The organism is Ensifer sp. Root558 (assembly GCF_001427045.1).
GTDB lineage: Bacteria > Pseudomonadota > Alphaproteobacteria > Rhizobiales > Rhizobiaceae > Ensifer > Ensifer adhaerens.
In genome coordinates this window covers 689,699-711,751 of the sequence record NZ_LMGC01000012.1, presented here as the reverse complement: position 1 = coordinate 711,751, position 22,053 = coordinate 689,699, and the positions used below count along the sequence as shown (strand labels likewise).

The 22,053-nt window shown below is 62.6% G+C and carries 27 protein-coding genes; 12 read left to right on the top strand and 15 right to left on the bottom strand.

Annotated elements, in window-relative coordinates:
* The first annotated feature begins 118 nt into the window (after nucleotides 1-118).
* From ASD63_RS16755 to ASD63_RS16725, 7 genes are all read left to right on the top strand, one after another.
* Nucleotides 119-3,097 carry an AAA family ATPase gene (locus ASD63_RS16755; RefSeq protein ID WP_034800888.1) on the top strand — a complete coding sequence of 993 codons (2,979 nt, stop codon included), beginning with the start codon at nucleotides 119-121 and terminating at the stop codon, nucleotides 3,095-3,097.
* A 6-nt stretch (nucleotides 3,098-3,103) separates the two neighbouring features.
* Nucleotides 3,104-4,270 carry a YcaO-like family protein gene (locus tag ASD63_RS16750; protein ID WP_060529521.1) on the top strand — a complete coding sequence of 389 codons (1,167 nt, stop codon included), beginning with the start codon at nucleotides 3,104-3,106 and terminating at the stop codon, nucleotides 4,268-4,270.
* Nucleotides 4,260-5,018 (top strand): TfuA-like protein, encoded by a 759-nt coding sequence (locus ASD63_RS16745; protein WP_034800884.1) that lies wholly within the window; start codon nucleotides 4,260-4,262, stop codon nucleotides 5,016-5,018. Before ASD63_RS16750 ends, ASD63_RS16745 begins: the two co-directional genes overlap by 11 nt.
* Before the next feature lie 62 nt (nucleotides 5,019-5,080).
* A complete protein-coding gene (locus tag ASD63_RS16740) occupies nucleotides 5,081-6,292 on the top strand; it encodes a hypothetical protein (protein WP_034800881.1) in 1,212 nt (403 codons plus the stop codon).
* Nucleotides 6,293-6,309: 17 nt separating this feature from the next.
* Entirely contained in the window at nucleotides 6,310-6,798 is a 489-nt protein-coding gene (locus ASD63_RS16735) for a hypothetical protein (protein ID WP_034800879.1), read from the top strand.
* Between the two features lie 24 nt (nucleotides 6,799-6,822).
* Nucleotides 6,823-7,086 (top strand): hypothetical protein, encoded by a 264-nt coding sequence (locus ASD63_RS16730; RefSeq protein WP_034800877.1) that lies wholly within the window; start codon nucleotides 6,823-6,825, stop codon nucleotides 7,084-7,086.
* A gap of 126 nt (nucleotides 7,087-7,212) precedes the next feature.
* Nucleotides 7,213-7,461 (top strand): hypothetical protein, encoded by a 249-nt coding sequence (locus ASD63_RS16725; protein WP_034800874.1) that lies wholly within the window; start codon nucleotides 7,213-7,215, stop codon nucleotides 7,459-7,461.
* A gap of 36 nt (nucleotides 7,462-7,497) precedes the next feature.
* On the opposite strand, the gene ASD63_RS16720 is transcribed toward ASD63_RS16725, so the two are convergent.
* Nucleotides 7,498-8,637: a fumarylacetoacetate hydrolase family protein gene (locus tag ASD63_RS16720; RefSeq protein WP_034800872.1), complete on the bottom strand. Its 1,140-nt coding sequence runs from the start codon at nucleotides 8,635-8,637 to the stop codon at nucleotides 7,498-7,500.
* 252 nt (nucleotides 8,638-8,889) lie between these two features.
* On the opposite strand from ASD63_RS16720, the gene ASD63_RS16715 reads away from it, so the two are divergent.
* On the top strand, nucleotides 8,890-9,315 hold the full coding sequence (locus ASD63_RS16715; RefSeq protein ID WP_034801410.1) for a hypothetical protein: 426 nt from the start codon (nucleotides 8,890-8,892) through the stop codon (nucleotides 9,313-9,315).
* Between the two features lie 127 nt (nucleotides 9,316-9,442).
* On the opposite strand, the gene ASD63_RS16710 is transcribed toward ASD63_RS16715, so the two are convergent.
* Complete coding sequence (locus ASD63_RS16710) at nucleotides 9,443-10,060, bottom strand: TetR/AcrR family transcriptional regulator (protein ID WP_034800870.1); 618 nt, start codon at nucleotides 10,058-10,060, stop codon at nucleotides 9,443-9,445.
* A 106-nt stretch (nucleotides 10,061-10,166) separates the two neighbouring features.
* Between ASD63_RS16710 and ASD63_RS16705 the strand changes: the two genes are divergently transcribed.
* Entirely contained in the window at nucleotides 10,167-10,907 is a 741-nt protein-coding gene (locus ASD63_RS16705) for a 3-oxoacyl-ACP reductase family protein (RefSeq protein WP_034800868.1), read from the top strand.
* A 74-nt stretch (nucleotides 10,908-10,981) separates the two neighbouring features.
* On the opposite strand, the gene ASD63_RS16700 is transcribed toward ASD63_RS16705, so the two are convergent.
* The 3 genes from ASD63_RS16700 to ASD63_RS34240 form a co-directional block, all read right to left on the bottom strand.
* A complete protein-coding gene (locus tag ASD63_RS16700; protein ID WP_034800866.1) occupies nucleotides 10,982-12,235 on the bottom strand; it encodes an FAD-binding oxidoreductase in 1,254 nt (417 codons plus the stop codon).
* 63 nt (nucleotides 12,236-12,298) lie between these two features.
* A complete protein-coding gene (locus ASD63_RS16695) occupies nucleotides 12,299-12,802 on the bottom strand; it encodes a TIGR00645 family protein (RefSeq protein WP_082566270.1) in 504 nt (167 codons plus the stop codon).
* A 155-nt stretch (nucleotides 12,803-12,957) separates the two neighbouring features.
* Nucleotides 12,958-13,122 (bottom strand): DUF1328 domain-containing protein, encoded by a 165-nt coding sequence (locus ASD63_RS34240; RefSeq protein ID WP_082572900.1) that lies wholly within the window; start codon nucleotides 13,120-13,122, stop codon nucleotides 12,958-12,960.
* 224 nt (nucleotides 13,123-13,346) lie between these two features.
* Here ASD63_RS34240 and ASD63_RS16690 point away from each other — a divergent pair, with 224 nt between their 5' ends.
* Nucleotides 13,347-13,541 carry a hypothetical protein gene (locus tag ASD63_RS16690; protein ID WP_034801404.1) on the top strand — a complete coding sequence of 65 codons (195 nt, stop codon included), beginning with the start codon at nucleotides 13,347-13,349 and terminating at the stop codon, nucleotides 13,539-13,541.
* Between the two features lie 106 nt (nucleotides 13,542-13,647).
* On the opposite strand, the gene ASD63_RS16685 is transcribed toward ASD63_RS16690, so the two are convergent.
* The gene (locus ASD63_RS16685) at nucleotides 13,648-13,845 is read right to left on the bottom strand and encodes a CsbD family protein (protein ID WP_034800861.1); all 198 of its coding nucleotides are present in this window, start codon (nucleotides 13,843-13,845) and stop codon (nucleotides 13,648-13,650) included.
* 61 nt (nucleotides 13,846-13,906) lie between these two features.
* The gene (locus ASD63_RS16680; RefSeq protein ID WP_034800858.1) at nucleotides 13,907-14,230 is read right to left on the bottom strand and encodes a hypothetical protein; all 324 of its coding nucleotides are present in this window, start codon (nucleotides 14,228-14,230) and stop codon (nucleotides 13,907-13,909) included.
* A 491-nt stretch (nucleotides 14,231-14,721) separates the two neighbouring features.
* On the opposite strand from ASD63_RS16680, the gene ASD63_RS16675 reads away from it, so the two are divergent.
* Nucleotides 14,722-14,970, top strand: a complete 249-nt coding sequence (locus tag ASD63_RS16675; protein ID WP_034800856.1) for a glycine zipper domain-containing protein — start codon at nucleotides 14,722-14,724, stop codon at nucleotides 14,968-14,970.
* A 47-nt stretch (nucleotides 14,971-15,017) separates the two neighbouring features.
* Here the strand turns inward: ASD63_RS16675 and ASD63_RS16670 are convergent, their stop codons facing one another.
* Nucleotides 15,018-15,236, bottom strand: a complete 219-nt coding sequence (locus ASD63_RS16670) for a NepR family anti-sigma factor (protein WP_034800854.1) — start codon at nucleotides 15,234-15,236, stop codon at nucleotides 15,018-15,020.
* A 188-nt stretch (nucleotides 15,237-15,424) separates the two neighbouring features.
* Here ASD63_RS16670 and ASD63_RS16665 point away from each other — a divergent pair, with 188 nt between their 5' ends.
* Complete coding sequence (locus ASD63_RS16665) at nucleotides 15,425-16,222, top strand: response regulator (RefSeq protein ID WP_034800852.1); 798 nt, start codon at nucleotides 15,425-15,427, stop codon at nucleotides 16,220-16,222.
* 18 nt (nucleotides 16,223-16,240) lie between these two features.
* On the opposite strand, the gene ASD63_RS16660 is transcribed toward ASD63_RS16665, so the two are convergent.
* From ASD63_RS16660 to ASD63_RS16635, 7 genes are all read right to left on the bottom strand, one after another.
* Nucleotides 16,241-17,386, bottom strand: a complete 1,146-nt coding sequence (locus ASD63_RS16660) for an AI-2E family transporter (RefSeq protein WP_034801402.1) — start codon at nucleotides 17,384-17,386, stop codon at nucleotides 16,241-16,243.
* A 122-nt stretch (nucleotides 17,387-17,508) separates the two neighbouring features.
* Complete coding sequence (locus ASD63_RS35690; RefSeq protein WP_090425577.1) at nucleotides 17,509-17,679, bottom strand: hypothetical protein; 171 nt, start codon at nucleotides 17,677-17,679, stop codon at nucleotides 17,509-17,511.
* Nucleotides 17,680-17,856: 177 nt separating this feature from the next.
* The gene (locus tag ASD63_RS16655) at nucleotides 17,857-18,204 is read right to left on the bottom strand and encodes a RidA family protein (protein ID WP_034800849.1); all 348 of its coding nucleotides are present in this window, start codon (nucleotides 18,202-18,204) and stop codon (nucleotides 17,857-17,859) included.
* Nucleotides 18,205-18,385: 181 nt separating this feature from the next.
* A complete protein-coding gene (locus ASD63_RS16650) occupies nucleotides 18,386-19,216 on the bottom strand; it encodes a dipeptide ABC transporter ATP-binding protein (RefSeq protein ID WP_034800847.1) in 831 nt (276 codons plus the stop codon).
* The gene (locus tag ASD63_RS16645; RefSeq protein ID WP_082572899.1) at nucleotides 19,213-20,055 is read right to left on the bottom strand and encodes an ABC transporter ATP-binding protein; all 843 of its coding nucleotides are present in this window, start codon (nucleotides 20,053-20,055) and stop codon (nucleotides 19,213-19,215) included. Before ASD63_RS16645 ends, ASD63_RS16650 begins: the two co-directional genes overlap by 4 nt.
* Nucleotides 20,056-20,057: 2 nt before the next feature.
* Nucleotides 20,058-20,966 carry an ABC transporter permease subunit gene (locus tag ASD63_RS16640; protein ID WP_034800846.1) on the bottom strand — a complete coding sequence of 303 codons (909 nt, stop codon included), beginning with the start codon at nucleotides 20,964-20,966 and terminating at the stop codon, nucleotides 20,058-20,060.
* A gap of 10 nt (nucleotides 20,967-20,976) precedes the next feature.
* Nucleotides 20,977-21,981: an ABC transporter permease subunit gene (locus ASD63_RS16635; RefSeq protein ID WP_034800844.1), complete on the bottom strand. Its 1,005-nt coding sequence runs from the start codon at nucleotides 21,979-21,981 to the stop codon at nucleotides 20,977-20,979.
* Nucleotides 21,982-22,053 lie beyond the last annotated feature (72 nt).

Genomic DNA, 22,053 nt, shown 5'->3' with positions numbered 1-22,053 from the left:
TAAGCTCCGTCACCTCTGAGGTAGGAATATTAGGATATTCTGCCCCATGGTCGCTTGCCTATGCGTGGCAAATGGAGTGGGATGTGGTCAACTCGGCTGACGTTGGGCGATGGCGAGAATGAAGGGGTCCGATTCGCGAATTCAGCTCGGCGGCGAAAGGCGCCAGGTGACGGCGGTTTTCTACGATATCGTCGGTTCGACCGAGCTGTTGCTCAGCAACGACCCGGAGAAATACCTCCGCTCCATCGCCAGTCTCCACAACAGTTCGGAAGACATCATTCGTCGCCATGGGGGCAATCTTAGCCGGCGGCTTGGCGACGGCGGATGCGGCTACTTCGGCTATCCGGCGCAGGTCGAGGACGCAGCCGAAATGGCCGTCCAGGCGGCTCTGGAGCTCATTGAGATGGCGACCCGGCAAAGCCACCGCCCGCGCACGGTACCCTTCAAGTTGCGCGTCGGCGTCGCAACCAGCGTCGTCGTCCTCTCCTCCGACGGCAAGGATATTGTCGGCACCGCACCGATACTGGCGGCGCGGCTTCAGGCGGAAGCGCAGCCTGATACGGTCCTTGTTGCCGAGGCAACCTACCAGCTCACCCGAAACAGGTTCGACTATACTTTCTTGCGCGACGCCGCTCTCAAGGGCTTCTCTGAACCGTCGGCGTTGTGGCAGCCTCTTGCCAGAAGCCCTGGATCTCTCCGCGACCGGTCGAACCCGGCGCGCGGCGCGCCGATGGGCGGGCGCGAGAAAGAGCTGGCGCGGCTCACGATCGAGTGGAACGCCGCATGCAGCGGCACTGGCAGATCGGTCGCCGTGACCGGTGAAGCCGGTATCGGCAAGTCCCGGCTCGTCGCCGAACTGCGCCGCTCGCTCGGGCGCGAAAACGATGCCGATATTCTTCTGCAATGCGATGCACGGATGACCGGCGAGCCCATGCAGCCGCTGATCGGCTTTCTGGAAGCAAGCGTGGGAAAGGATGTCCTGCAGCGCGGCAACGCACCGCAGCTGCGGGAGGCCCTGCACGGCATCGGGCTTCCCGTCGACGAGCGCGCGGCGCGCGCGATCGCCACGTTTACCGGCGGCGATTCGCGACGCAAGGCCGGCAATATCCAGGTTGCCGATCTCTCCGGCGAGGCGTTCCGAAAGGATGTCATCCGGGCGGCCGTGCAGATCCTGTGCGCCGGCGAGGCGGCCAAGCTCATCGTGATCGAGGACGTGCACTGGGCCGACAGCATGACCCTGACGATGCTCGAGCACCTGGTGAGCCACGCTCGCCATCGTCCGGTTCTCGTGGTCCAGACCTCGCGTGGACCGACGGCGGTTGCAGCCGCCGAAAGCCTGCCCCTCCAAGGCCTCGGAACCGCGGCGATGAAGAGCCTGGTCGCCTCCGTATGGGGCGGCGCGCCACCGGCAGGCCTGGTGTCCTTCATTCTGCAGCAATGCGACGGACTGCCGCTTTATGCCAAGGAACTCGCGCTTCTGCTTCGCAGCCGGCATTCCGTAGCGCCCGCCGCCGCCAGCTGGACGAAGCTGCTCGTCGAAGAAGGCGTTTCGTCGCTGAACGATCTCCTAGCCGTCAAGCTCGCGAAGGTTGGAAGCGCGCGCCGCGTTGCCCAACTGGCAAGCGTCATCGGCAGGGAGTTCAGCGTCAGCCTGCTCAATCGGCTGCTCGATGGCGCAGCGGCAGCCTCGCTCGAAGCGGACCTTGCCGCACTCGTCGCGCATGGCGTGATCGAACAAGGCGCCACCTCCAACGACGCCTTCCAGTTCCGCCACGTGCTGCAGCACGAGGCGACCTATGGCAGCCTGCTTCGCACCGACCGGCGCAGGTTCCACAAACGCATCGCCCAATTGCTAAGCGAGGAGGACGTGCCGAGCGTGCCGCCAGCCGTGGCCGCCTGGCAATGCGCCGAAGCTGGCCTCCATCTCCAGGCGGCGCAATTTGCAATGAAGGCGGCGGAGGCGTGCGTCCTGCGATCGGCGATGCGCGAGGCCCGCCAGTCGCTCGATCTTTGCGCCCGCGAGATTGCGGCGATGCGGCGGCACGTGGATCGCCGTCCGTTCCTGCTGGACCTGCTGCAGCTTCAGGGCGTCGTGGCGACGGCGCTCGAGGGCGAAGGGTCGCAACTGGCCCGCCGGACCTACGCGCGCGCCATTTCACTGCTCAAGCGCGACGGCTCCGCCAACCGCGAAGAGCGCCTGCCGCTTTATTGGGGCTGGTGGTTCACCGCTCCGAACATTTCTCTGCAACAATCGCGGGCGCGCGTGCTGGTGAGCGACATGGAGGGCGCCCGGGATCCCGAAACGCGGCTTCAAGCTTATCATTGCGGCTGGGCGACGAGCTTCCATGCAGGCCATCACGACTACTGCCTGGACTGCGTCGGCAAGGGCATCGCCCTATATGACGCGGAACGGGCGCTTCGCAATCGCGCCTTCTACGGCGGCCACGACGCCAAGGTCTGCGGCCTTGGCGAAAGCGCCTTGTCCTACCTTCTGACGGACGCACACGAACCGAGCGAGGCGGCCATCCGGCAATGCCTGGAGTGGGCCGACAGGACGGAGCATGTCGGCAGCATGGTGCATGCGCTCTACTACGGAATCGTGTTGCGTCGCTGCCAGCAGCGATATGAAGACGTGCACAGCCTCGGCGAACGCATGCTGGCGCTCGCCGACGAAAATGGCCTGGTGGCGAGCCAGGCGCGCGCCAATATGTACTGCGGCTGGGCGGAAGCCATGGCCTCGTCACCGGAGCGGGGCGCTGCGCGCTTCGAGGAAGGGCTGCGCCTCCAAAAGCTCACGGGGACCGACGACAATCTGTCGATCCACAGCGACATGCACTCCGAGATCCTGGAACGCATGGGAGATCCCGGAGCGGCGGTCGTCCCGATCGAGAACGCCATCGCGCTTGGCCGCAAGAGCGGCCAATGGTTCTGGCTTGCGGAGCTCTACCGGCGAAGGGCGCATCTGCGGCTGGCGCTCGGCGACGCTCCTGCGCGGGCACGGCGCGACCTGCGATATGCCTTGCAATCGGCCGAGACGCAGGGCGCCGAATGGCTGGCCAAGCGCGCCGGGCACGATTTGCGACATCACTTCGGCTAGTCGGCGATGGCGAGCGTTTCGTTCCAGGACCGATCGCTCGAGGGCGTGCTGAACGCCCCCTCCCCAGCCCCTCCCGACACCTGGCAAACCGTGGAGAAAATTCTCGCCCTCCGACGGGATTTCGGGATCACCCGCCTCGGATCGGTAACCGGGCTCGATCGGATCGGCATACCGGTCGTGCAGGTGGTCCGCCCGGCCTCGCGCTCGGTTTCGGTCAATCAGGGCAAGGGCCTCAGCTATGCCCAAGCCGCCATCTCCGGCCTGATGGAATCGCTTGAAGGATGGGCATCGGAGCGCATACCGGCGGAGCGCGTGTGGCGGGCCAGCCTTGCGGACATGAATGCCGACGGGATGTGGTCGCATCTCCATCCGGCTGCAACGCCGCCGGCCGACAGCAACGATCTCGCCTGGATTTCAGGCTGGGATCTGATCTCCGGCTCTTTCCGGCCCGTGCCGCTGGCGGCGGTCGACACAAATTACGTCATCCCCTCTCCGCATCCGCACTGGCTTCAACGCAACACCACCGGGCTTGCCGCAGGCACGAGCCTGCAGCAGGCACTGATTCACGGCTGCCTTGAGATCCTCGAACGCCACGCGCATCATCTGGCCACCCGGCGGCCGCACTTCTTCGACCGCTACCAGATCGGTGTCGACACCATTGGCGGAGGCAAATCCGGCGAAATCCTTGGCCGGCTGCGCCAGGCGGGGCTGGCTGCGGGCGTATGGGCGTTACCAAGCCCGAGTGGCCTGCCCGCCTATTGGTGTCATGTCATGGAAGACCCGGCGCGGGTTCCGCTGGCCCCCTTGCCGGCGTCTGGCTTCGGCTGCGACATCGATCATGACCGCGCCCTTGCCAAGGCTCTTATCGAGGCGTGCCAGTCGCGCCTCGGCGCCATCGCCGCGACCCGGGAAGACGTGATTGGCCGCTTCTACGCCCCACCGGAACGAAGCGAACTGATCGCCTGGTTCGAAACCCTGTCGCGCGGCGGTCTGCCCTTTCCCGAAAATGAGCCTGCGCACGGGGGCGAAAACCCGTTACCGGCCATTCTCGAGGCGATGGTCGCCGCTGGTGTCAAAGCGGTCGTCGTCGTGGTCCTGTTCTCGGACGAAGCGCTCCCTCTGCATGTGGTCAGAGTGGTTGCCCCGCCCCTGGAGGTGAGCATTGAGGAGTGAAACGATCGTCTTCCTCGGACCAACGCTGAGTGCCGCCGAGGCGCGAGCACAGCTCGATGCGACCTATCTTCCGCCAGCCGGGCAAGGGGACGTCGTGCGCGCCGTGCTGAAACATCGTCCAGCGGTGATCGCGATCATCGATGGCGAGTTTGCGCAGCGGCCGGCGGTTCGGCATAAGGAGATCCTCTGGGCCTTGGCAAAGGGCGTGTATGTCTGCGGCGCATCCAGCATGGGCGCCGTCCGCGCGGCGGAACTCAGCGACGAAGGAATGATCGGCTATGGCTTCGTCTACCGTTGGTATCGGCGCACGAGGCTTGCCGACGACGCCGACGTCGCTGTGGCGATGGCGCCGCCCGAACTGGGTTCAAGAGCTCTCACCGAAGCCCTCATTGACATCAGACTGACACTGAAACAGTCTGAACGAAGGGGCATCATCACACACGAACTGCGCGTTGCACTCGAACAGGCGGCACGATCGCTTCATTATTCCGAGCGCAGCTACAGCACCATCCTCGACAGTGTCAGGAATAATAACAACGACCCTGATATTGAGCGATTAAGACGTCATCTCGCAATCGGATTACCGAGACAGAAGAAACTTGACGCAATCGAACTACTAAAGGCGATCTCCACCTTTAAACTTCGGCGCAAAGGCCCGGACAAGAGCAACGCGTTCGAGATGACCGAGGCTTTTGCATACGATCTTCAATACGCTGAGCTGCTCGATGAAATATTCCGAGCGGATTAGTACGAACAAGTTAATCGAATTTTACAATCACAGGTGATATTGAAACCGCGAGAGAGGCCAACATGGATGCCGCCGCTCACACGTCCGACGCCGACCCGGGCAGAGCCGCTTCACCGCGTCTCGGAACGCGCTTTCTTGTCTTTCCGCAACCCCCATACATTCCAGGTTACGAGAAACCCGAGGTGGTCTGGCTCGCCCCTTCGGCAGGCGGGATTACGGCCGGCCCGTCCGACCGGCGCATGTATGTCGCCGATCCGCTCGAAACCAAGAGGCCCTATGCCTACCCTATCCTGCCGCCCTATGCCGGCGCACTCTGCCCGCCGGTGGAACCGGACGCTGACGGACATTTCGATTACATCACGCCGGACTCGCCTGCCTTTCTGGCGACACACAGCTTTGCCTGCGCACGGCGCGTGCTGGATATCTTCGAGGGCTATGTCGGGCGCGAAATCAGATGGTTCTTCGAACCGACCCTGAGCCGGCTGGAGATCATTCCGCACATTGCCGACTGGGACAACGCACAATCGGGCTTCGGCTTTGTGGAATTCGGGGAAAGCGAACCTGCGAGAGTGACGTCGCGATTCGCGCTCAATTTCGATTCCGTCGCCCATGAGATGGGCCACCTGATCCTTCTCAGCGAACTGGGCCTGCTTGAGGGCGACGGCGCCGGCAGCGAGTTTTTTGCCTATCACGAAGCGGTCGCCGACTTCGCATCGCTGCTCGGCTTGCTGCATTTCGATACAGCCGCGGATCGCATCCTGCGCCGCACCGGCGGCAACCTTTTGATCAACAACGAACTCGATCGCTTCGCCGAGCTCAGCGACGAAAGGCAGATCCGCACCTTCAACAATTCGCTGCGCGCGGGCGACGTCAGCCATGAAGTGCACGATCATTCCAAGCCATTTGCCGGAGGGCTCTTCGACTGCTTGGTCGAGGTCTATCAGACACTGCTCTTCGAGCGAGGACTGTCCGACCTCGATCCTCGCCAGTTCGGCAACCTGCGCCAGCAACTGGCGCCAGAGCTCATCGAAGCGACGTTGCGCCCATCAAGAGCGGACTACGAGCTGAAGCACTTTGCCAGCAAGGCTGCCCTAGAAGAGGCGCGAGACATCGTCGGCGAGAGCGTCGTTCGCTCCTGGCGGTTTCTGGAACCCGACGACGTCACCTTCGAAGCGGCAGCGGAAGCCTTTTTGACGGCCGCCGATCGGGGACGTGGTCGAGCCTATGTCGAACAGTTTGAAGATTGCATGCGATGGCGCGAAATTCTTTGGTGAAACAGAGGGAGAACGAGATGGACTACGAACATGTACCGGCACCGGCAACTGGCAGATACAAAGCGGACGAGCTTGTTCTCTACGGCGTCAAGCTCAACGCAAACGATGACTATGGCAGGTTCGATATCGGTGAAGGCCATAGTACCGAGCTTCGGGTCCAACTGTTTAAGGACGGTGGCGGCCTCAAGGCGGGCGACTACTCTATCGTCTTGGCCTACGGCTACGCATTCGACGGGCATTGCTACAGGCTGGATTCCCATCGAATCTTCATCGTGACAGGCCCGAAGGCCGAAGCAGCGGTCGGTTGCGGCTTCGATTCGATCGCAGGTGCATCCTATCAAATGTGGCGCATTCGGGCATCGACAGAGTTGATTGAAATCGCGACTAGCTTTGGCGATGCGCAGACGCTCATTCTAGACGCGAACCTGCCCGGAAAGCGGTCGCCGACCTCATATGCGATCACCCAATCGATGGCGCATCGCGACCGCCGACTAAACCGCGACTAGCCGGACTCTCTAACGGAGAATGTCATGTCGATCACCTCAACCGTGAAATTTAAGCAGGACTGCAACAATTTAACGATGATAGACGAATTGCCCGGCAGCTACTGCGTGGACGACAAGTTGGAACCTATCGTCGGGCGCAGCGTCAAAAAGGACACAAGCCTCAAATTCTCGGCTGATACAAACAACGGCATCGCAGACGTGAGGATCACTGGGGACATCAACGGAACGCCGCATGACGACAGGTACGATCTGGAGGACCTAAGTAAGGGAATCACTTTCCCCAAGTAGGTGTCGGTACGCACTCGGTCGAAAGCAGCACGCTATTCATCAGGTGGCTAAGGTCGACATTGGCGGCCTCGGCCAAACAAGCGCATGATCACACCTCTCCCGAAACGATCAGGCGGAGGAAGACTCATGCTCGATACCGATAGAAAAGCGGATGCAGCCTATGCGATCGAGTACATCCAGGAACATCCGGAAGCCGGACTTTGCCAGGAGGGTCGGCGCTGGTGGATTACCCCAAACGCCAACGAGACGGATGGGCGGGTTTTTTCCATGGATACGGTGGAGGCCATACGGCTCCGGGATGATGCGCGCCTACGGGCCGTGCCTGACATTGCGCATGCGGGTCGGTCGCTCTGGGTTATGCGGGACATGACATAGTGACCGTGCAGACGCGTTCGGCCGTGAGCTTGCTCCTTACAGCAGCCGCCGTCCTGCCAGATTGCGCATCAGCGCCGCTGCGCCAAAGCTCCAGGGCGCACATTCGGTCGAAAGCCTGACCGTGTTGGTCAGCGACCCGAGTTCGGCACTGGCGATCGTCACCACGTCGCCGAGCTTGTGGGTGAAGCCCTGGCCGGGCTCGTCGCGGTCTTCGACGGGCGCAAAGAGGGTGCCCATGAACAGCATCAGGCCATCAGGATACTGGTGGTGCGGGCCAATCGTCTGAGCGACGAGGTCGAGCGGGTCGCGGCTGATTTCGGCCATCGAACTGCGGCCGGTCAGGCGGTAGCCGTCCTCGCCTTCGACCAGGAGCGTCAGTTCGGCCTTGCGGACATCGTCGATCCCGTAGGTTTCATCGAAGAGGCGGATAAAGGGACCGACGGCGCATGAGGCGTTGTTGTCCTTGGCCTTGCCGAGAAGCAGCGCCGAGCGCCCCTCGATGTCGCGCAGGTTGACGTCGTTGCCGAGGGTGGCACCCCTCACCTGGCCGCTCGAGGAAACCGCAAGCACGATCTCCGGCTCCGGATTGTTCCAGCGTGAGGCCGGGTGCAGGCCGACATCGGCGCCCGGGCCGACCGCCGAGAGAACCTGCGCCTTGGTGAAGACCTCCGCGTCCGGGCCGATGCCGACCTCCAGATACTGCGACCAGACGCCCTCTTCGATGAGGGCTGCCTTGACGCGGGCCGCCTCCGGCGAACCGGGCTTCAGGTTTCGCAGACTGTCGCCGATGACGGCTGTGACGCGGGCGCGGATCGTTTCGGCGCGCGACGCATCGCCCGCCGCCCGCTCCTCGATGACGCGCTCGATCATCGAGCGCGCGAAGGTGACACCACAGGCCTTCACCGCCTGCAGATCGCAGGGCGCAAGGAGATGCAGGGCGGACGGATCCGCCTTCTGTCCGAGGCAATCCTCGAGCGCGACAAGCCGCTCGCCCTGGGTGGAGCGGACGTGCGCAACGGGATCCGGGTGTTCGAGGAGGTCGCGCATGGTGGGCGCTGCCTTCGAGGTGATGTCGAAGAGCGCGCCGTCACGGATCACAACTACCGACGGGCCGCCGACATCGGCTCGCCAGGCGCGACCGACAAAGGTGCCATTTTGAAATACCGGATCCGCCATGCCGTTCTACCCTCCCGTGAGCGCTACCATCATGCAGCGGAAACCTCCGCTGTAAAGCGGGCGACGACGATCGAACGTCCCTTGGGTTGTAGCGGTCGGAACATTGCAAATTTTCACGCGTTTACGGTTACGGCGCGCCGATCCGAGCGCGCCCCGCCGCTCTGTCTCGCGAGCGCACGAAATCCGGCGCCCACCGCTGCCCCGGGAAGGTTCAGGAGCAGCCGGCCGAGGCCACGAGGAGATCAAGAAAGGATCAACGCAATGAACCAGCACGAAGAGTTCAAGGAAAAGCCGGTCATCGACCCCGTGACTGGGCAGCCGCTGCCCCAACCCACTGCGCAAACGCACCTCAGCGACGTACCTGTCGAGCCCCCCAGACGCAGCAGCTGGCCAATCATCATCATCCTGCTCGCCGGCTTGGTGCTGGCGTTGATCGCCTGGCTGCCGGCCGAACTGAGCCGCGACACCGCCAACACGGTAGCGCCGCCGTCGACCACCGACCAGCCGGCAACCGGAACGACGGGCCAGGCCACACCGCCGGCCGATACGGGCACGGCTCCCGCCGGTGGAACGACGACCCAGCCGGCCCCGGAAGCAACGCCGCAGCAGGGAACACAGGGCGCTAGCCCGAACTCGACCCCTGGCACGACACCCGAAATGACGCAGCCGGCGCCGTAAGCAGGACGGAGCACGCGCAAACCGGTGGGCCGGAGGCTTTTGATCTCCGGCCCTCGCGTCGTCGTTCACCTGAACAAAAATCATGAGGCCGAATGACGGATCGGCTGTGTCCGTTAGACGTCGTTCGTCAGTCCGGCCGGATGTTTGCGGATATCATCGCGTCCCAGCCGGCTGCGGCGCAGTCGGCGATCGCGACCAGGGTTTCCCGCGTGGCGCCGTCGCGCGCCTGGATCGACATGCCGTGCTGCAGCGAGGCGACGTAGGCGGCAATCGCGGCGCAGTCGACACCCACAGGCAGTTCGCCTTCCTCGACTGCGCGCTCGAAACGCTGCTCCAGAGCCATCTGCTTCTCCAGCCGACGCAGCTTCAGTGCGTCACAGACCTCCGCATCACCACCCGCCATCTGCGGTGCCGACAGAACCACCATGCAGCCTCTCGGCTCGCCACGCTGTGTAAAATTCTCGGCCGTGCGTCTCAACAGGTCGTGCACCGCCGCCTTTGCGGTCGGAACCGTCTCCAGTTCATCCCAGATGCCGGCACCGTCGGTGCGGCCGTAAAGGTCCACGGCCTCGATGAAGAGCTGCGCCTTGCTGCCGAAGGCAGCGTAGAGGCTCGGCGGGTTCAATCCCATGGCCCGAGTCAGATCCGACAGCGAGGTATTGTCATAGCCCTTGTCCCAGAAGAGCTGCATGGCGCTTGCAAGCGCCTCGTCTCTCGAAAAATTGCGTGGCCGCCCGCGGCTCATCTCGGCTGATCCTTTTTTTGTATCGATCAATACATAAATCGCTTGACAGCGGATGGCAAGTCGTTTCCCCTTATATGTATCGATCACTACAGATTTGGAGAAACCAGTGACGAGTTTGAAAGACAAGGTGGCCCTGGTGACGGGCGGCAGCCGCGGCATCGGTGCAGCGATCGCAAGGCGCCTGGCGAGCGACGGCGCAACCGTGGCGGTGACCTACAGCCAGTCGAAAGAAAAGGCCGAGGCGCTCGTGGCGGAGATCACGGGGGATGGCGGCAGCGCACTGGCGATCCAGGCGGACAACCGCGATCCGGGCGCGGTTGAAGCCGCCGTCAAGACGGTCGCGGAAAAACACGGTCGCATCGATATCCTCGTCAACAATGCCGGCATCTTCGACGCCGGAACGGTGGACGAGGTGACTGAGGAGGATTTCGACCGGACGATCGACGTCAATGTGAAGGCGGTGTTTCTCGCCACGCGCGCCGCTTCGGCGCACATGCCGGATGGCGGGCGCGTCATCAACATCGGCAGCAACCTCGCCGCCCGCGTCCCATGGCCGGGCATGAGCCTTTATGTGCTGAGCAAGAGCGCGCTGATTGGCTTCACCAAAGCGGTGGCGCGCGATCTCGGGCCGAAGGGCATCACCGTCAACATCGTCCATCCTGGCTCGACCGACACGGACATGAACCCGGCCAACGGCGAACATGCCGGCCCGCAGCGCGGACTGATGGCGATCCCGCGTTTCAACGAGGCGAGCGACGTAGCAGGCGTCGTCGCCTGGCTGGCGGGGCCTGACGGCCGCAGCGTAACGGGCGCCGAATTCACCATCGACGGCGGCACCAACGCCTGATCAGGCAAGGAACAAGGCCGGAAACGCAGCGTCCGGCCTTTTCCTACTTCGTGATGCTATGGCTTCGGACCGTGTCAGGCCAGGAAACGCTCCGGCCGGTAGGGCGCGATGTCGATGACCGTCTTTTCGCCGGTCATGGCTTCCGCCAGCGCCCGACCGGTGACCGGCCCAAGCGTCATGCCGTGATGGGCATGGCCGAAGGCAAACCACAGGCCCTCGTGGCGCGGCGCCTTGCCGATAAGCGGCATCATATCCGGCGTGCAGGGACGCGCGCCCATCCAGGGTTCTTCGTCGCGACGTTCGGCAAGCGGGAAGAATTCGCGCGCCACCCGCTCGGCCCGCGTCAGCTGCACCGGCGTCTTCGGCGCATCGCGCCAGGCAAATTCCGCACCCGTCGTCAAACGGATGCCGCGCAGCATCGGCGCCAGGAAGTAGCCCTTTTCGGCATCGAGCACCCAGTTGTTGAGCTGCGCGCCGTCCTGCATGCCGTAGTGCATGTGGTAGCCACGCTTCACAGCCAGCGGGAAATGATAGCCGAGCTTGCGGGTAACCGTATCGGCCCAGGGGCCGAGCGCCACGACGACTTCGCGGGCTTCCAGCGGCCCTTCCGGGGTGGCGACGCGCCAACCGGGACCTTCGAGTACGTGTTCGGTCGTCGCCGCATCGCCGGAAATCAGCCGTCCGCCCAGGGACTGGAAGTAGGCGAGATAGGCCTTGTTGAGGCTGTGCGGATCGCGGATCGACCAGGGATCGCTCCAGCGCAGACCGCCGACGAGATCGGCCTTGATCGACGGCTCCAGCGTCTTCAGCTCGCTCGTCGAAAGCTTCTGGTGGTTGACGCCGAAGCCCGCCGAGAGCTTTTCCGCTTCCTTGTACGCGGCGTCGCGTTCCTTCTCGGTGCGGAACACCTTCATCCAGCCGTCCTTACGGATGAGGTCGCCGGCTCCGGACGCCTCGATCAGATCCTGATGTTCGGTGATCGAATGCTCGATCAGCGGCGCATAGAGCTGGGCGATGCGCCGGTGCTGGGTAAAGCCGGAATGCCACCAGTAGCGGGCGAGGAACGGCACCAGGCCCGGAAGGGCGCGGAAATGGTAATGGGCGTCGATGGTGTTGTTGAGCGCGTAGCGGAAGAGTGCGCCGAAATCATGCGGGAAGCCGTATGGAAAGACGCCTTCGCGCTGGATCAGGCCGGCGTTGCCGTAGGAGGTTTCCTCGCCGGGGCCACGACGATCGAGCAGCACCACCGACTTGCCGCGGCGGGCGAGATGGATGGCGGTGGAAATGCCGACGATGCCGGCGCCCAGAACCACTACGTCAGTCTTCATCTCAGGCTGCCCCGTTGCTCGATCAAGACAAACCGCGGCTTTGCTGAAGCCGCGGCACCAATATCACTTCTTCTTCAGCGCATTCATGATTTGCTCGAGATAGCCGAGCAGTACGGCCGAGACGACAAAGGCCAGATGTATGATCGTCGCCCACATCAACTGCTCGCTCGAATATTGCTGCGCGTTTAAGAAGATCTGCAGCAGGTGGATCGAGGAAATGGCCACGATCGACGACGCAACCTTGATCTTCAGGCTGCCGGAATCGAGCTTGCCGAGGAAGGAGACCTCCGCATCGCCTTCGTCGAAGCGGCTGACGAAGTTCTCGTAACCGGAAATCATCACCATCACGATCAGGCTGGCCACGAGCGCTGCATCGATCAGGCCGAGCATCGCCAGAATCATCTGCGCATCGTCATAGACGAAGACCATGCTGGCGATCTTCAGCAGCTTGAAGGCGAACGAGATGCCGTAGAGGGCAAGTGCCGCGACCAGGCCAAGGTAGAAGATGACGAGAAGCCAGCGGCTGGACAGGATGATCCGCTCGACGAGCAGTTCCAGCGATTTCATGATGTTCGATACCCCGGGGCGAAAACGACAATTGGGGCATCAATAGCCAAGCGGACCAGCAAGGGCAAGCAAGACGATTCGGCCACCAAACACATCGAGGGCGGCTGTGACGCCGCCCGTTTCCTGTTTATGCCTAACAACTCAAATAGGGCCGCTCAGCCGCGGCGCACCAGGCCGGCAACGAGCGAAATCACCAGAAAGACCAGGAAAAGGAAGAAGAGGATCTGCGCGATGCCCGCGGACGTGCCGGCAATACCCCCAAACCCAAGTACACCCGCTATGATTGCCACAACGAGGAAGACAAGCCCGTAGTATAACATAGCAATTCTCCTTGCCTAAATCACTGCAATGCAAACGCGATAGCTTTCAATTTGTTCCAGTTCTCGATCAAAATCGGCGCGCGGAATTCCGTGGCGTCACTCGACATTAATATTCTGTTTACGATGAAAGACGAAAGAGTCCCAAATCGGCACGGTTTGCACCGGAAATGCCCGGAACCTTCGCAATACTCTGACGTTCTTCATCCATGGAACGCAGGGTCGAAATGAAGATGCCGACAGCACATATCTGGAAAACGGCGACCGAAGCCGGACGGGAGCGGACGCATCTCTCCGATAGAAATCTTCACATCGGAAAGACGATGCGCGACCTGTACACGGACGGCGAAAAACAAAGCGCCAAGCTTCAGTCTCTGCTTGAAGAACTTCGCAGGCGAGAGGCCAAGGCAAAGAAGAAATAAGCGCGATGCGCATGACAAACAAAAAGCCGCGCGACAGGTGTCGCGCGGCTTTTGTCTTGGCGTCGTTCTTCCGGGGAAGCAAGACTGACTGCTTGCCGCGAACCGCCTAGCGGCGCGACATCCATTCGTCGATCTGCCGCTCCGCCTCGTCACGTGCAACGCCGTATCGCGCCTGGATCCGCCCGGCGAGTTCTTCCCTGCGACCATCGATGATATCGAGGTCGTCGTTGGTGAGCTTACCCCACTGCGACTGAGCCTTACCCTTCAACTCGTGCCATTTGCCTTCAACAATGTCCCAGTTCATTTCCGATCCTTTCGGTTGATGCAGTCGCCCTAGCGCAATTGCCCAAGAGCTACCGGTGAAATCAGTTACGAGCCTTGGCGCCGCTTTCGCTTCGCGCGGCAACGGCATAGCTGCCGTCATCGACCTTGACCTCGACCTGCAGACGGCCAGGCGCCTTCACCTGCCACTCGATGGTCGCGTCTTCTACGAACAGCGCCGGATCGACTTCCGCGCAGGCGCCATAAGCGTGCTTGAAGCTCGTCGATGTCGCCTCGATCGCAGGCGAAAGCAGTTCGCGGCATTCGTCTACGGTCTCGAAAGCCACGGTGGGCGCCGGCACTTCGCGGCAGGCCTCTGTCGTCTGCATGCAGCCGACCAGGACCATGATGGCGGCAATGTGTTCCATTCGCATGCTCCCTTGCGTCAAACTCCAACAGCAAACGGAAATGTGCGATCTGCGGTTCCGCGAATGGGCGCGAAATATTTCCTGGAACCTTGGCGTCAGCTGCGCGTTTGAGCGGCCCAGAGACGGTCGGGAGGCGTCATTCGCCCACAGCGTTCAGCGGGCGACCACGGCCCACAACCGGGACGGCCATCGACCGTCGGCCACCCCAACAATGGAACAAAAATGCCCCGGTCTCGTTTTCGCAACGATAACAAGCGCTGCGACCGCGGCCGAGCGACGGAGGAGATACTGGCGAGGCAAGGACACACCACAAGCGGCTCGCTCATTGCGAGCGCCGAAAGGTAACATCAAAAGTCGATCAGGACGGCGCGGCATCGGGTACGGGCTATGCCTCATTGTCGTCATTCTGTTCGTCACCAGTCGCGGGCAAATCGATTTCACCGAAAATTGATTCTCAGTTCAACAAAGCAACCCTCGGATAGGAACGCGTCATGAAGAAGATACTTATCGTAGCAAGCCTGATCCTCCCCCTCGCGGCATGCACGCAGACAGAAAAGGGCGCGGCGATCGGCGCAACCGGCGGTGCCATCGTCGGCGGTGCGGCGACGGGCAATGTCAGGGGTGCGGCCGTGGGCGCGGCCATCGGCGGCGTCGCCGGTGCGCTCATCGGCAACGCCAACGAACCGGGCCGCTGCATCTATCGCGACCGCTACGGCCGCCGCTACGAAGCCGCCTGCTGATCGGCGCATCTCATGAAGAAACGGGCAGCCGCCCGTTTCTTCCCCCCTCAAAGCGGAACCCCACCCTTCGACGGGACTTTGGCCGCAGCCTCCGCTTCATCGAGTTTTTCAAGAAGATTGAGAAAGAGTTCCGGAACGGGCTCCTGCTCCAGCGACCGATAGAGCGCCCTCAAGCTGGTGCCGATCGAGCCGCCGATGTCGAGCGTTTCGGCAGTGCCTCCGCGCTGTTGGCCTACGCCGCCGTGCTTTCCGGTTTCTTCATCCATGCTGCGTCCCACCACCGCTTAGTCCTTCACGGCTTTTGCTGCCCTTGCGAAATCGCCGGCACACCGTTTCGAACACGTCCCCCATTTGCTCTAAGCCGAAAAACGTGTTCAAAACATCCATCTATTCCGCCCCATACCCCCTATCCTCAGAAATCAAACGAATCGCATTGCACGTAAGGAAGTCGTTGATGTCACTTTCGACCCGGATTGCGCCCCACCTGCCCTTTCTGCGCCGTTACGCGCGGGCCGTCACAGGCTCGCAGGCCGCAGGCGACGGCTATGTGGCCGCCGTTCTCGAAGCCCTGATCGAGGATATCAGCCTCTTTCCGGAAGCCTCGAACGACCGGATCAGCCTCTACAAGCTGTTCTGCTCGCAGTTCGAAAAGATCTCGATCGACCGCAGCGAAAATGCCTCACCGTTCGCATGGGAAAAACAGGCGGCCGCCAATCTCTCGCTGATCGCGCCGGCGCCGCGCCAGGCGTTTCTGCTCGTATCGGTCGAGGGTTTCTCCATCGCCGATGCGGCCGAGGTCATGAACCTCAGCCAGGCCGAGTTTTCGAAGCTCCTGACAGTCGCCTCGGAGGACATTTCGCACCAGGTCGCAACGGACGTCCTGATCATCGAGGACGAGCCGCTGATCGCGCTTGATATCGAGGATATGGTGACCAGCCTCGGCCACCGCGTCACCGGGATCGCCCGCACCCACGGCGAGGCGCTCGATCTCTACCGCAAGACCTCTCCGAAGATGGTTCTGGCCGACATCCAGCTTGCCGATGGCAGCTCGGGCATCGACGCCGTCAACGAGATCCTCACGCAGGCCGCTGTGCCGGTGATCTTCATCACCGCATTCCCCGAGCGGCTGCTGACCGGCAAGCGGCCGGAGCCAGCCTTTCTCGTGACCAAGCCGTTCAATCCGGACATGGTGAAGGCACTGATCAGCCAGGCGCTGTTCTTCGACGAGCACGCACGCTCTGCCCGGCGCTAGGCCGGGCAACACATCCCCTTATCCGGGCAGCTGACGTTCAGGCGGCTGGTCGCTGATTTCCTCGACGATGGCGAGGACGATGAGAGAGAGCGGCAGCGCCAGCATGGCGCCGACCGCCCCCCACATCCAGGTCCAGAACACGATCGCCAGGAAGATCAAGAACGGGTTCACCTCGAGCTCGTTGCCGAGGATGGCCGGAATGGCAAGGTTTTCCATCGCAAGGTGAACGACGAAGAAGGCCACCGCCGGCGCCAATGCCAGCCACAGCACCTCGTGCGTCATCAGCCCCGCCACCAGCAAGCTCAGCGTCATCGCCGTCACGCCGAGATAGGGAATGAAGCTGGAGACGAAAGCGAACAGGCCCCACAACGGCGCCATGCCCAGACCCCCGACAAAAGCGATCACCGTCGTCACGAGGCCGAGCGAGAAATAGATGACGCTGGCGATCGAGAAGTATCGCGCCAACGCATCCTCGATGCCGTTCATGATGCGAATGGCGCTAAGCCGCCGCTCACGGCTGGCAAAGGCAAGGATGACCGCCTTGCGCAGTTGCAACCGTCCGAGCAGAAACAGGCCGAGTGCTGCGAGGAAGATCAGTGTCTGCACCAAAGCGGGTGTCAGCCCGGCGGCGGTGGCGGCAAGCATCGGGCCGGCATTCTTCATGACGGTATCGGCAATCGCATCGTTGCCGACGCTGCGCGCGACGGCCAGACGCAGCCACTCGAACCGGTCAATGAACGGCATCACCCGCGCCACCACGCTTTCGGCAAGCTTCGGCGCCTCCGAGGCGAGCGCCGTCAACGGACCCAGGAGGGCGTTGACGAGCCACGAGAGGCCGGTGACGAAAATGATCGCCAGCAGTAGCCCTCCGAAAATCGGCGGCAGACCATAACGCGCCAGTCCGTCGGCCGTCCGGCCGAGCACGACGCCGACGACGATCGCAAGCGTGATCGGCAGGAGGATCGTTTCCATGGCGTAGATGCCCGCGCATGCGGCAATGGCGAAGAGGCCAATGATGCTCCAGGCGACCATCAGATCGATGCCGTCGCGCCGCGGGGCTGTCGATGGCGCCGCCGTCGCCACAGCAGCCTCTTCCTCGACGATCCACCGCGCACGCTTGCGCTGCTGGGCGGCACCCGCCCGACGCAGCGTATTCGCGATCATGCCTCGCCGTCCTTCAGCCAGGGCCGCGCGCGGTTCGTTCGCGTTTCCGGTCAACAGATCAGGCCGCCCTGCCTTTTGCTCCGGCCCGGCTTGCGGCACATCGCGTGAATGATCTTGCACGGTCAATGGTGTTCCGGCGGGAAGACATGCAGGGTCAGCGACAATAGGCCAAGCCCCAGAATGATGACGAGCAAGGTATGGGCGACACCTGCGGCGGTGTAGGGAACAAGACCGAAACCGATCATGACGCCCGCCAGGAGAAGGACACAGACACGGGGCAGCCAGTAAAGCATAGACAGTCCTCCCAATCGTGGCGGCCGGTTTTGGCCTGCTTCTTCGGATTGGACACTTAACGTGCCGGTGCGCCGTTTGGTTCCGCGCAAGGGAACTGAAATGGGAACGAAAAACGCCGCCGGACGGCAGTCCGGCGGCGCAGGAATAAGAAGACGAGAAATCCCGTAGCGCAGGCCTTAGGCGGCAGCGGCGACGACGATGACTTCGACGAGGTAGTCCGGGGTCGCGAGCTTGGCTTCGCCGGTGGCGCGAGCCGGGGTGTGGCCCTGCGGTGCCCAGGCGTCCCAGACCGAGTTCATCTTCGGGAAGTCTGCCATGTCGGCGAGCCAGATGGTGGCCGAGAGGATGCGGGTCTTGTCGGTGCCGGCGAGCGCCAGAAGACGGTCGACTTCGGCAAGCGCCTGCTTGGTCTGCGTCACGACATCGTCACCGGCGTTGCCGACCTGGCCGGCGAGGTAGACGGTGTTGTTGTAGACCACGGCCTGGCTCATACGGGGGCCGGTTTCGAAACGCTTGATTTCCATGAACGTGTTCCTGAGGTTGGGCCGAACGATCGGTCCGGCCAAAAAAGCGGCTGCCCGCCGCCAAGAGGCGAGAAGTGAAGGCGGCGCGACACCTCTACACCATCAAGCCCCCAAGTCAAAGAAGCCGGGCATTGGCTGCCCGGCTTCTCTTGTTTCTTCAGCAAAAATCAGCAGCGGCGGGTCAGGCCGCCTGCTTCTTCTTGGCAAGGCGCGCCTTGATGCTCTCGACATCCGCACGCGGCGTCGCTGCGAACAGCGTCTTGGTGTAGCTGTGCTTCGGGTCGGCAAAGACCTCGTCGCGGCTGCCGTATTCGACCGCTTCGCCGAAATACATCACCATGACATCGTCAGCGATATAGCGCACGACAGAGAGGTCGTGGCTGATGAAGACGTAGGTGAGCTTCAGTTCGTCCTGAAGGTCGGCGAGCAGGTTCAGCACCTGTGCCTGGACCGACAGGTCGAGCGCCGACACCGGCTCGTCGAGCACCAGCAGCTTCGGGTTCAGCATCAACGCGCGCGCAATGGCGATACGCTGGCGCTGGCCGCCCGAAAACATGTGCGGATAGCGGTTGAAGTGCAGCTCGGTGAGGCCGACCTTCTTCAGCATCGTCATCGCCCGGTCGCGACGTTCGTCGGCCGGCGTGTCGGTGTTGATGACCAGCGGTTCCATCAGGATGTCGCCGATCTTCTGGCGTGGGTTGAGCGAGCCATAGGGGTTCTGGAAGACGATCTGCACCTTGCGGCGCATCTCCGGCGTCATGTCGCCTTTGGAGATATCGATCTTCTTGCCCTCGATCAGCAGTTCGCCGGAGGTCGCCGGGTCGATCAGGGTGAGGATGCGGCCCAGCGTGGACTTGCCGCAACCGCTTTCGCCAACGATCGCCAGCGTCTTGCCCTGTTCGACGGAAAAGCTCACGCCTTTCAGCGCATGAACCGTCTTTGCCTTTTTGATGAGGCCGCCGGGGATATGGTAGTCGCGCACCAGATTGCGCGCTTCGAGGATCACGCTCATTGGGCCGCTCCTTCGTCGACGAAGAGTTCGGAAATCGTCGGCAGACGATCGCCGGTCGCGTTGTCAGGCAGCGCCGCCAGAAGTGCGCGCGTGTAGTTGCTCTTCGGGTTTTCGAAGAGCGTCAGCACGTCGGCCTCTTCCATCTTGCGGCCCTTGTACTGCACGACCACCCGGTCGGCAGTCTCGGCGACCACGCCCATGTTGTGCGTGATCATGATCAGGCCCATCTTGTGCTCGGCCTGCAGCCTCATCAGGAGGTCCAGGATCTGCTTCTGGATCGTCACGTCGAGCGCGGTGGTCGGCTCGTCGGCGATCAGGAGCTTCGGGTTGCAGGCGATCGCGATCGCGATCATCACGCGCTGGCACTGGCCGCCCGACATCTGGTGCGGATAGTGGCCGAGCCGCTCGGCCGGATCGGGAATGCCGACCGCCTCGAACAGTTCGATTGCGCGCTTGCGGCGACCGGCCTTGTCGAGGCCCATGTGGATGCGCAGCACTTCCTCGATCTGGAAGCCGACGGTGAAGCACGGGTTGAGGCTGGCGATCGGCTCCTGGAAGATCATGGCAATATCCTTGCCGACGATCTTGCGCCGTTCGTTTGCCGACATGCCGAGCAGGTCGCGGCCGTTGAAAGTGAGCTTGTCGGCGGTCACTTTCGCCGTCCAGCGCAGAAGCCCCATGGCGGCCAGCATCGACACGGACTTGCCCGAGCCGGACTCGCCAACGATCGCAAGCACTTCGCCTTCATGGACCTTCATCGACACGCCGTTGACGGCGCGGAAGGGACCGGAGGCCGTCTGGAATTCGACGACCAGGTTTTCGATTTCGAGAAGCGCCATGATCAGGACCTCTTCAGCTTGGGATCGAGCGCATCGCGCAGGCCGTCACCCATAAGGTTGATCGCCAGCACCGTGATCAGGATCGCGATACCCGGAAGGGTCACCACCCACCAGTGGCTGCTGATGAACTCGCGGGCTTCGGCGAGCATCGTGCCCCATTCCGGTGTCGGAGGCTGTGCGCCCATGCCGAGGAAGCCGAGGGCCGCAGCGTCAAGGATCGCGCTCGAGAAGGAGAGTGTCGCCTGTACGATCAGCGGCGCCATGCAGTTCGGCAGGATCGTCTTGAACATCAGACGGCCATGACCGGCGCCGGCCACCTTGGCGGCAACGACATAGTCACGGGTCTTTTCGCTCATGACGGCAGCACGCGTCAGGCGCACGAAGTGCGGCTGGAAGACGAGCGCGATGGCGATCATGGCGTTGACGAGGCCCGGGCCGAGGACGGCGACCAGCACGAGGGCGAGCAGCAGCGACGGGAAGGCGAGGATGATGTCCATCACGCGCATGATGACGGTATCGACCCAACCACGGAAGTAGCCGGCGATGACGCCAAGCGCGATACCGCCGACGAGCGACAGGGTCGTGACGATGACACCGACGAACAGCGAGAAGCGCGTGCCGTAGATCAGGCGGGACAGCATGTCGCGGCCGACGGCGTCGGTGCCGAGCAGGAAGCCGGCGCGGCCGCCCTCCTGCCATACCGGCGGTACCAACACCGCATCGCGGTACTGTGCCACCGGATCGTGCGGTGCGACCCACGGTGCGAAGACCGCGAGCAGAACGAGGAACACGAAGAACACGAGACCGATCACGGCGCCGCGGTTCTCGGAGAAGTAATACCAGAACTCGGCCAATCGCGCCCGGCGGGACGGATCGGTCGAAACGGTGCTTGTTGCAGCAGCTTGAGACATGACGCCCTCCTTAGTGCCGGATGCGCGGATTGATGAGACCGTAGAGCAGGTCGACGATGAGGTTGACCAGCATGATCACCGCGGCGATGACGAGCAGGCCGCCCTGGATGACGGCGTAGTCGCGACGCGACACCGAATCCACCATCCACTTGCCGATGCCCGGCCAGGAGAAGATCGTTTCCGTCAGGATCGCACCGGCGAGCATGACGCCCACCTGCAGGCCGATGGTGGTGACCACCGGGATCATCGCATTGCGCAGCGCATGGACGCCGACGACCCGGAAGGTCGAAAGGCCCTTGGCCCGTGCCGTGCGCACGTAGTCTTCGGAGAGAACTTCAAGCATCGCCGAGCGCGTCTGGCGCGCGATGACCGCAAGCGGAATGGTTCCAAGCACGATCGTCGGCAGGATCAGGTGGCTGACGGCCGACTTGAACGCGCCGGCCTGACCGGACAGGAGCGAGTCGATCAGCATGAATCCGGTTACCGGCGGGAAGAAGTACATCAGCGAGATGCGGCCGGAGACCGGCGTCCACTGCAGCATGCCGGAAACGAGCATGATGAGCAGCAGGCCCCACCAGAAGATCGGCATGGAGAAGCCGACGAGTGCGGTGCCCATCATCGCCTGGTCGACGGCCGAGCCGCGCTTGATCGCAGCAATCACGCCAGCCGGAATGCCGAGAATGACCGCAAACAGGATCGCACAGAGCGAAAGCTCGACGGTTGCCGGAAACAGTTCGAAGAACTGATCGATGACCGGCTTCTTGGTAACGATCGAGGTGCCGAAATCACCCTGGAGCACGCCCCAGAGATAATCGAGGTATTGCACCACGATCGGCCGGTCGAAGCCGAGTGCGTGTGAAATTTCCGCATGTCGCTCCGGCGACATGACGCGCTCGCCCGAAAGCAGCGCAACCGGATCGCCCGGAAGCAGGCGGATGAAGGAGAAGGCGATGATGGAGACGCCGACGAAGGTCGGTATCAGGACAGCCAATCGCCCCAAGAGAAATCGGAACATGTTAAACCCCGCGCCATGTTGCCGCGGCATTGTATCCCGCCGCTGGCACCACCGCATGCTTTCCCACTTAAC

What these genes read in the sequence shown, in the direction of transcription:
- ASD63_RS16725 (WP_034800874.1), top strand. Translation starts at nt 7,213, where the DNA reads ATGCTCGATACCGATAGAAAAGCGGATGCAGCCTATGCGATCGAGTAC.
- ASD63_RS34240 (WP_082572900.1), bottom strand. Translation starts at nt 13,122, where the DNA reads ATGTTATACTACGGGCTTGTCTTCCTCGTTGTGGCAATCATAGCGGGT.
- ASD63_RS16665 (WP_034800852.1), top strand. Translation starts at nt 15,425, where the DNA reads ATGTCACTTTCGACCCGGATTGCGCCCCACCTGCCCTTTCTGCGCCGT.
- ASD63_RS16650 (WP_034800847.1), bottom strand. Translation starts at nt 19,216, where the DNA reads ATGAGCGTGATCCTCGAAGCGCGCAATCTGGTGCGCGACTACCATATC.
- ASD63_RS16735 (WP_034800879.1), top strand. Translation starts at nt 6,310, where the DNA reads ATGGACTACGAACATGTACCGGCACCGGCAACTGGCAGATACAAAGCG.
- ASD63_RS16635 (WP_034800844.1), bottom strand. Translation starts at nt 21,981, where the DNA reads ATGTTCCGATTTCTCTTGGGGCGATTGGCTGTCCTGATACCGACCTTC.
- ASD63_RS16700 (WP_034800866.1), bottom strand. Translation starts at nt 12,235, where the DNA reads ATGAAGACTGACGTAGTGGTTCTGGGCGCCGGCATCGTCGGCATTTCC.
- ASD63_RS16750 (WP_060529521.1), top strand. Translation starts at nt 3,104, where the DNA reads ATGGCGAGCGTTTCGTTCCAGGACCGATCGCTCGAGGGCGTGCTGAAC.
- ASD63_RS35690 (WP_090425577.1), bottom strand. Translation starts at nt 17,679, where the DNA reads ATGCTTTACTGGCTGCCCCGTGTCTGTGTCCTTCTCCTGGCGGGCGTC.
- ASD63_RS16655 (WP_034800849.1), bottom strand. Translation starts at nt 18,204, where the DNA reads ATGGAAATCAAGCGTTTCGAAACCGGCCCCCGTATGAGCCAGGCCGTG.
- ASD63_RS16645 (WP_082572899.1), bottom strand. Translation starts at nt 20,055, where the DNA reads ATGGCGCTTCTCGAAATCGAAAACCTGGTCGTCGAATTCCAGACGGCC.
- ASD63_RS16670 (WP_034800854.1), bottom strand. Translation starts at nt 15,236, where the DNA reads ATGGATGAAGAAACCGGAAAGCACGGCGGCGTAGGCCAACAGCGCGGA.
- ASD63_RS16690 (WP_034801404.1), top strand. Translation starts at nt 13,347, where the DNA reads ATGAAGATGCCGACAGCACATATCTGGAAAACGGCGACCGAAGCCGGA.
- ASD63_RS16740 (WP_034800881.1), top strand. Translation starts at nt 5,081, where the DNA reads ATGGATGCCGCCGCTCACACGTCCGACGCCGACCCGGGCAGAGCCGCT.
- ASD63_RS16685 (WP_034800861.1), bottom strand. Translation starts at nt 13,845, where the DNA reads ATGAACTGGGACATTGTTGAAGGCAAATGGCACGAGTTGAAGGGTAAG.
- ASD63_RS16730 (WP_034800877.1), top strand. Translation starts at nt 6,823, where the DNA reads ATGTCGATCACCTCAACCGTGAAATTTAAGCAGGACTGCAACAATTTA.
- ASD63_RS16660 (WP_034801402.1), bottom strand. Translation starts at nt 17,386, where the DNA reads ATGATCGCGAATACGCTGCGTCGGGCGGGTGCCGCCCAGCAGCGCAAG.
- ASD63_RS16695 (WP_082566270.1), bottom strand. Translation starts at nt 12,802, where the DNA reads ATGAAATCGCTGGAACTGCTCGTCGAGCGGATCATCCTGTCCAGCCGC.
- ASD63_RS16710 (WP_034800870.1), bottom strand. Translation starts at nt 10,060, where the DNA reads ATGAGCCGCGGGCGGCCACGCAATTTTTCGAGAGACGAGGCGCTTGCA.
- ASD63_RS16675 (WP_034800856.1), top strand. Translation starts at nt 14,722, where the DNA reads ATGAAGAAGATACTTATCGTAGCAAGCCTGATCCTCCCCCTCGCGGCA.
- ASD63_RS16680 (WP_034800858.1), bottom strand. Translation starts at nt 14,230, where the DNA reads ATGGAACACATTGCCGCCATCATGGTCCTGGTCGGCTGCATGCAGACG.
- ASD63_RS16755 (WP_034800888.1), top strand. Translation starts at nt 119, where the DNA reads ATGAAGGGGTCCGATTCGCGAATTCAGCTCGGCGGCGAAAGGCGCCAG.
- ASD63_RS16720 (WP_034800872.1), bottom strand. Translation starts at nt 8,637, where the DNA reads ATGGCGGATCCGGTATTTCAAAATGGCACCTTTGTCGGTCGCGCCTGG.
- ASD63_RS16640 (WP_034800846.1), bottom strand. Translation starts at nt 20,966, where the DNA reads ATGTCTCAAGCTGCTGCAACAAGCACCGTTTCGACCGATCCGTCCCGC.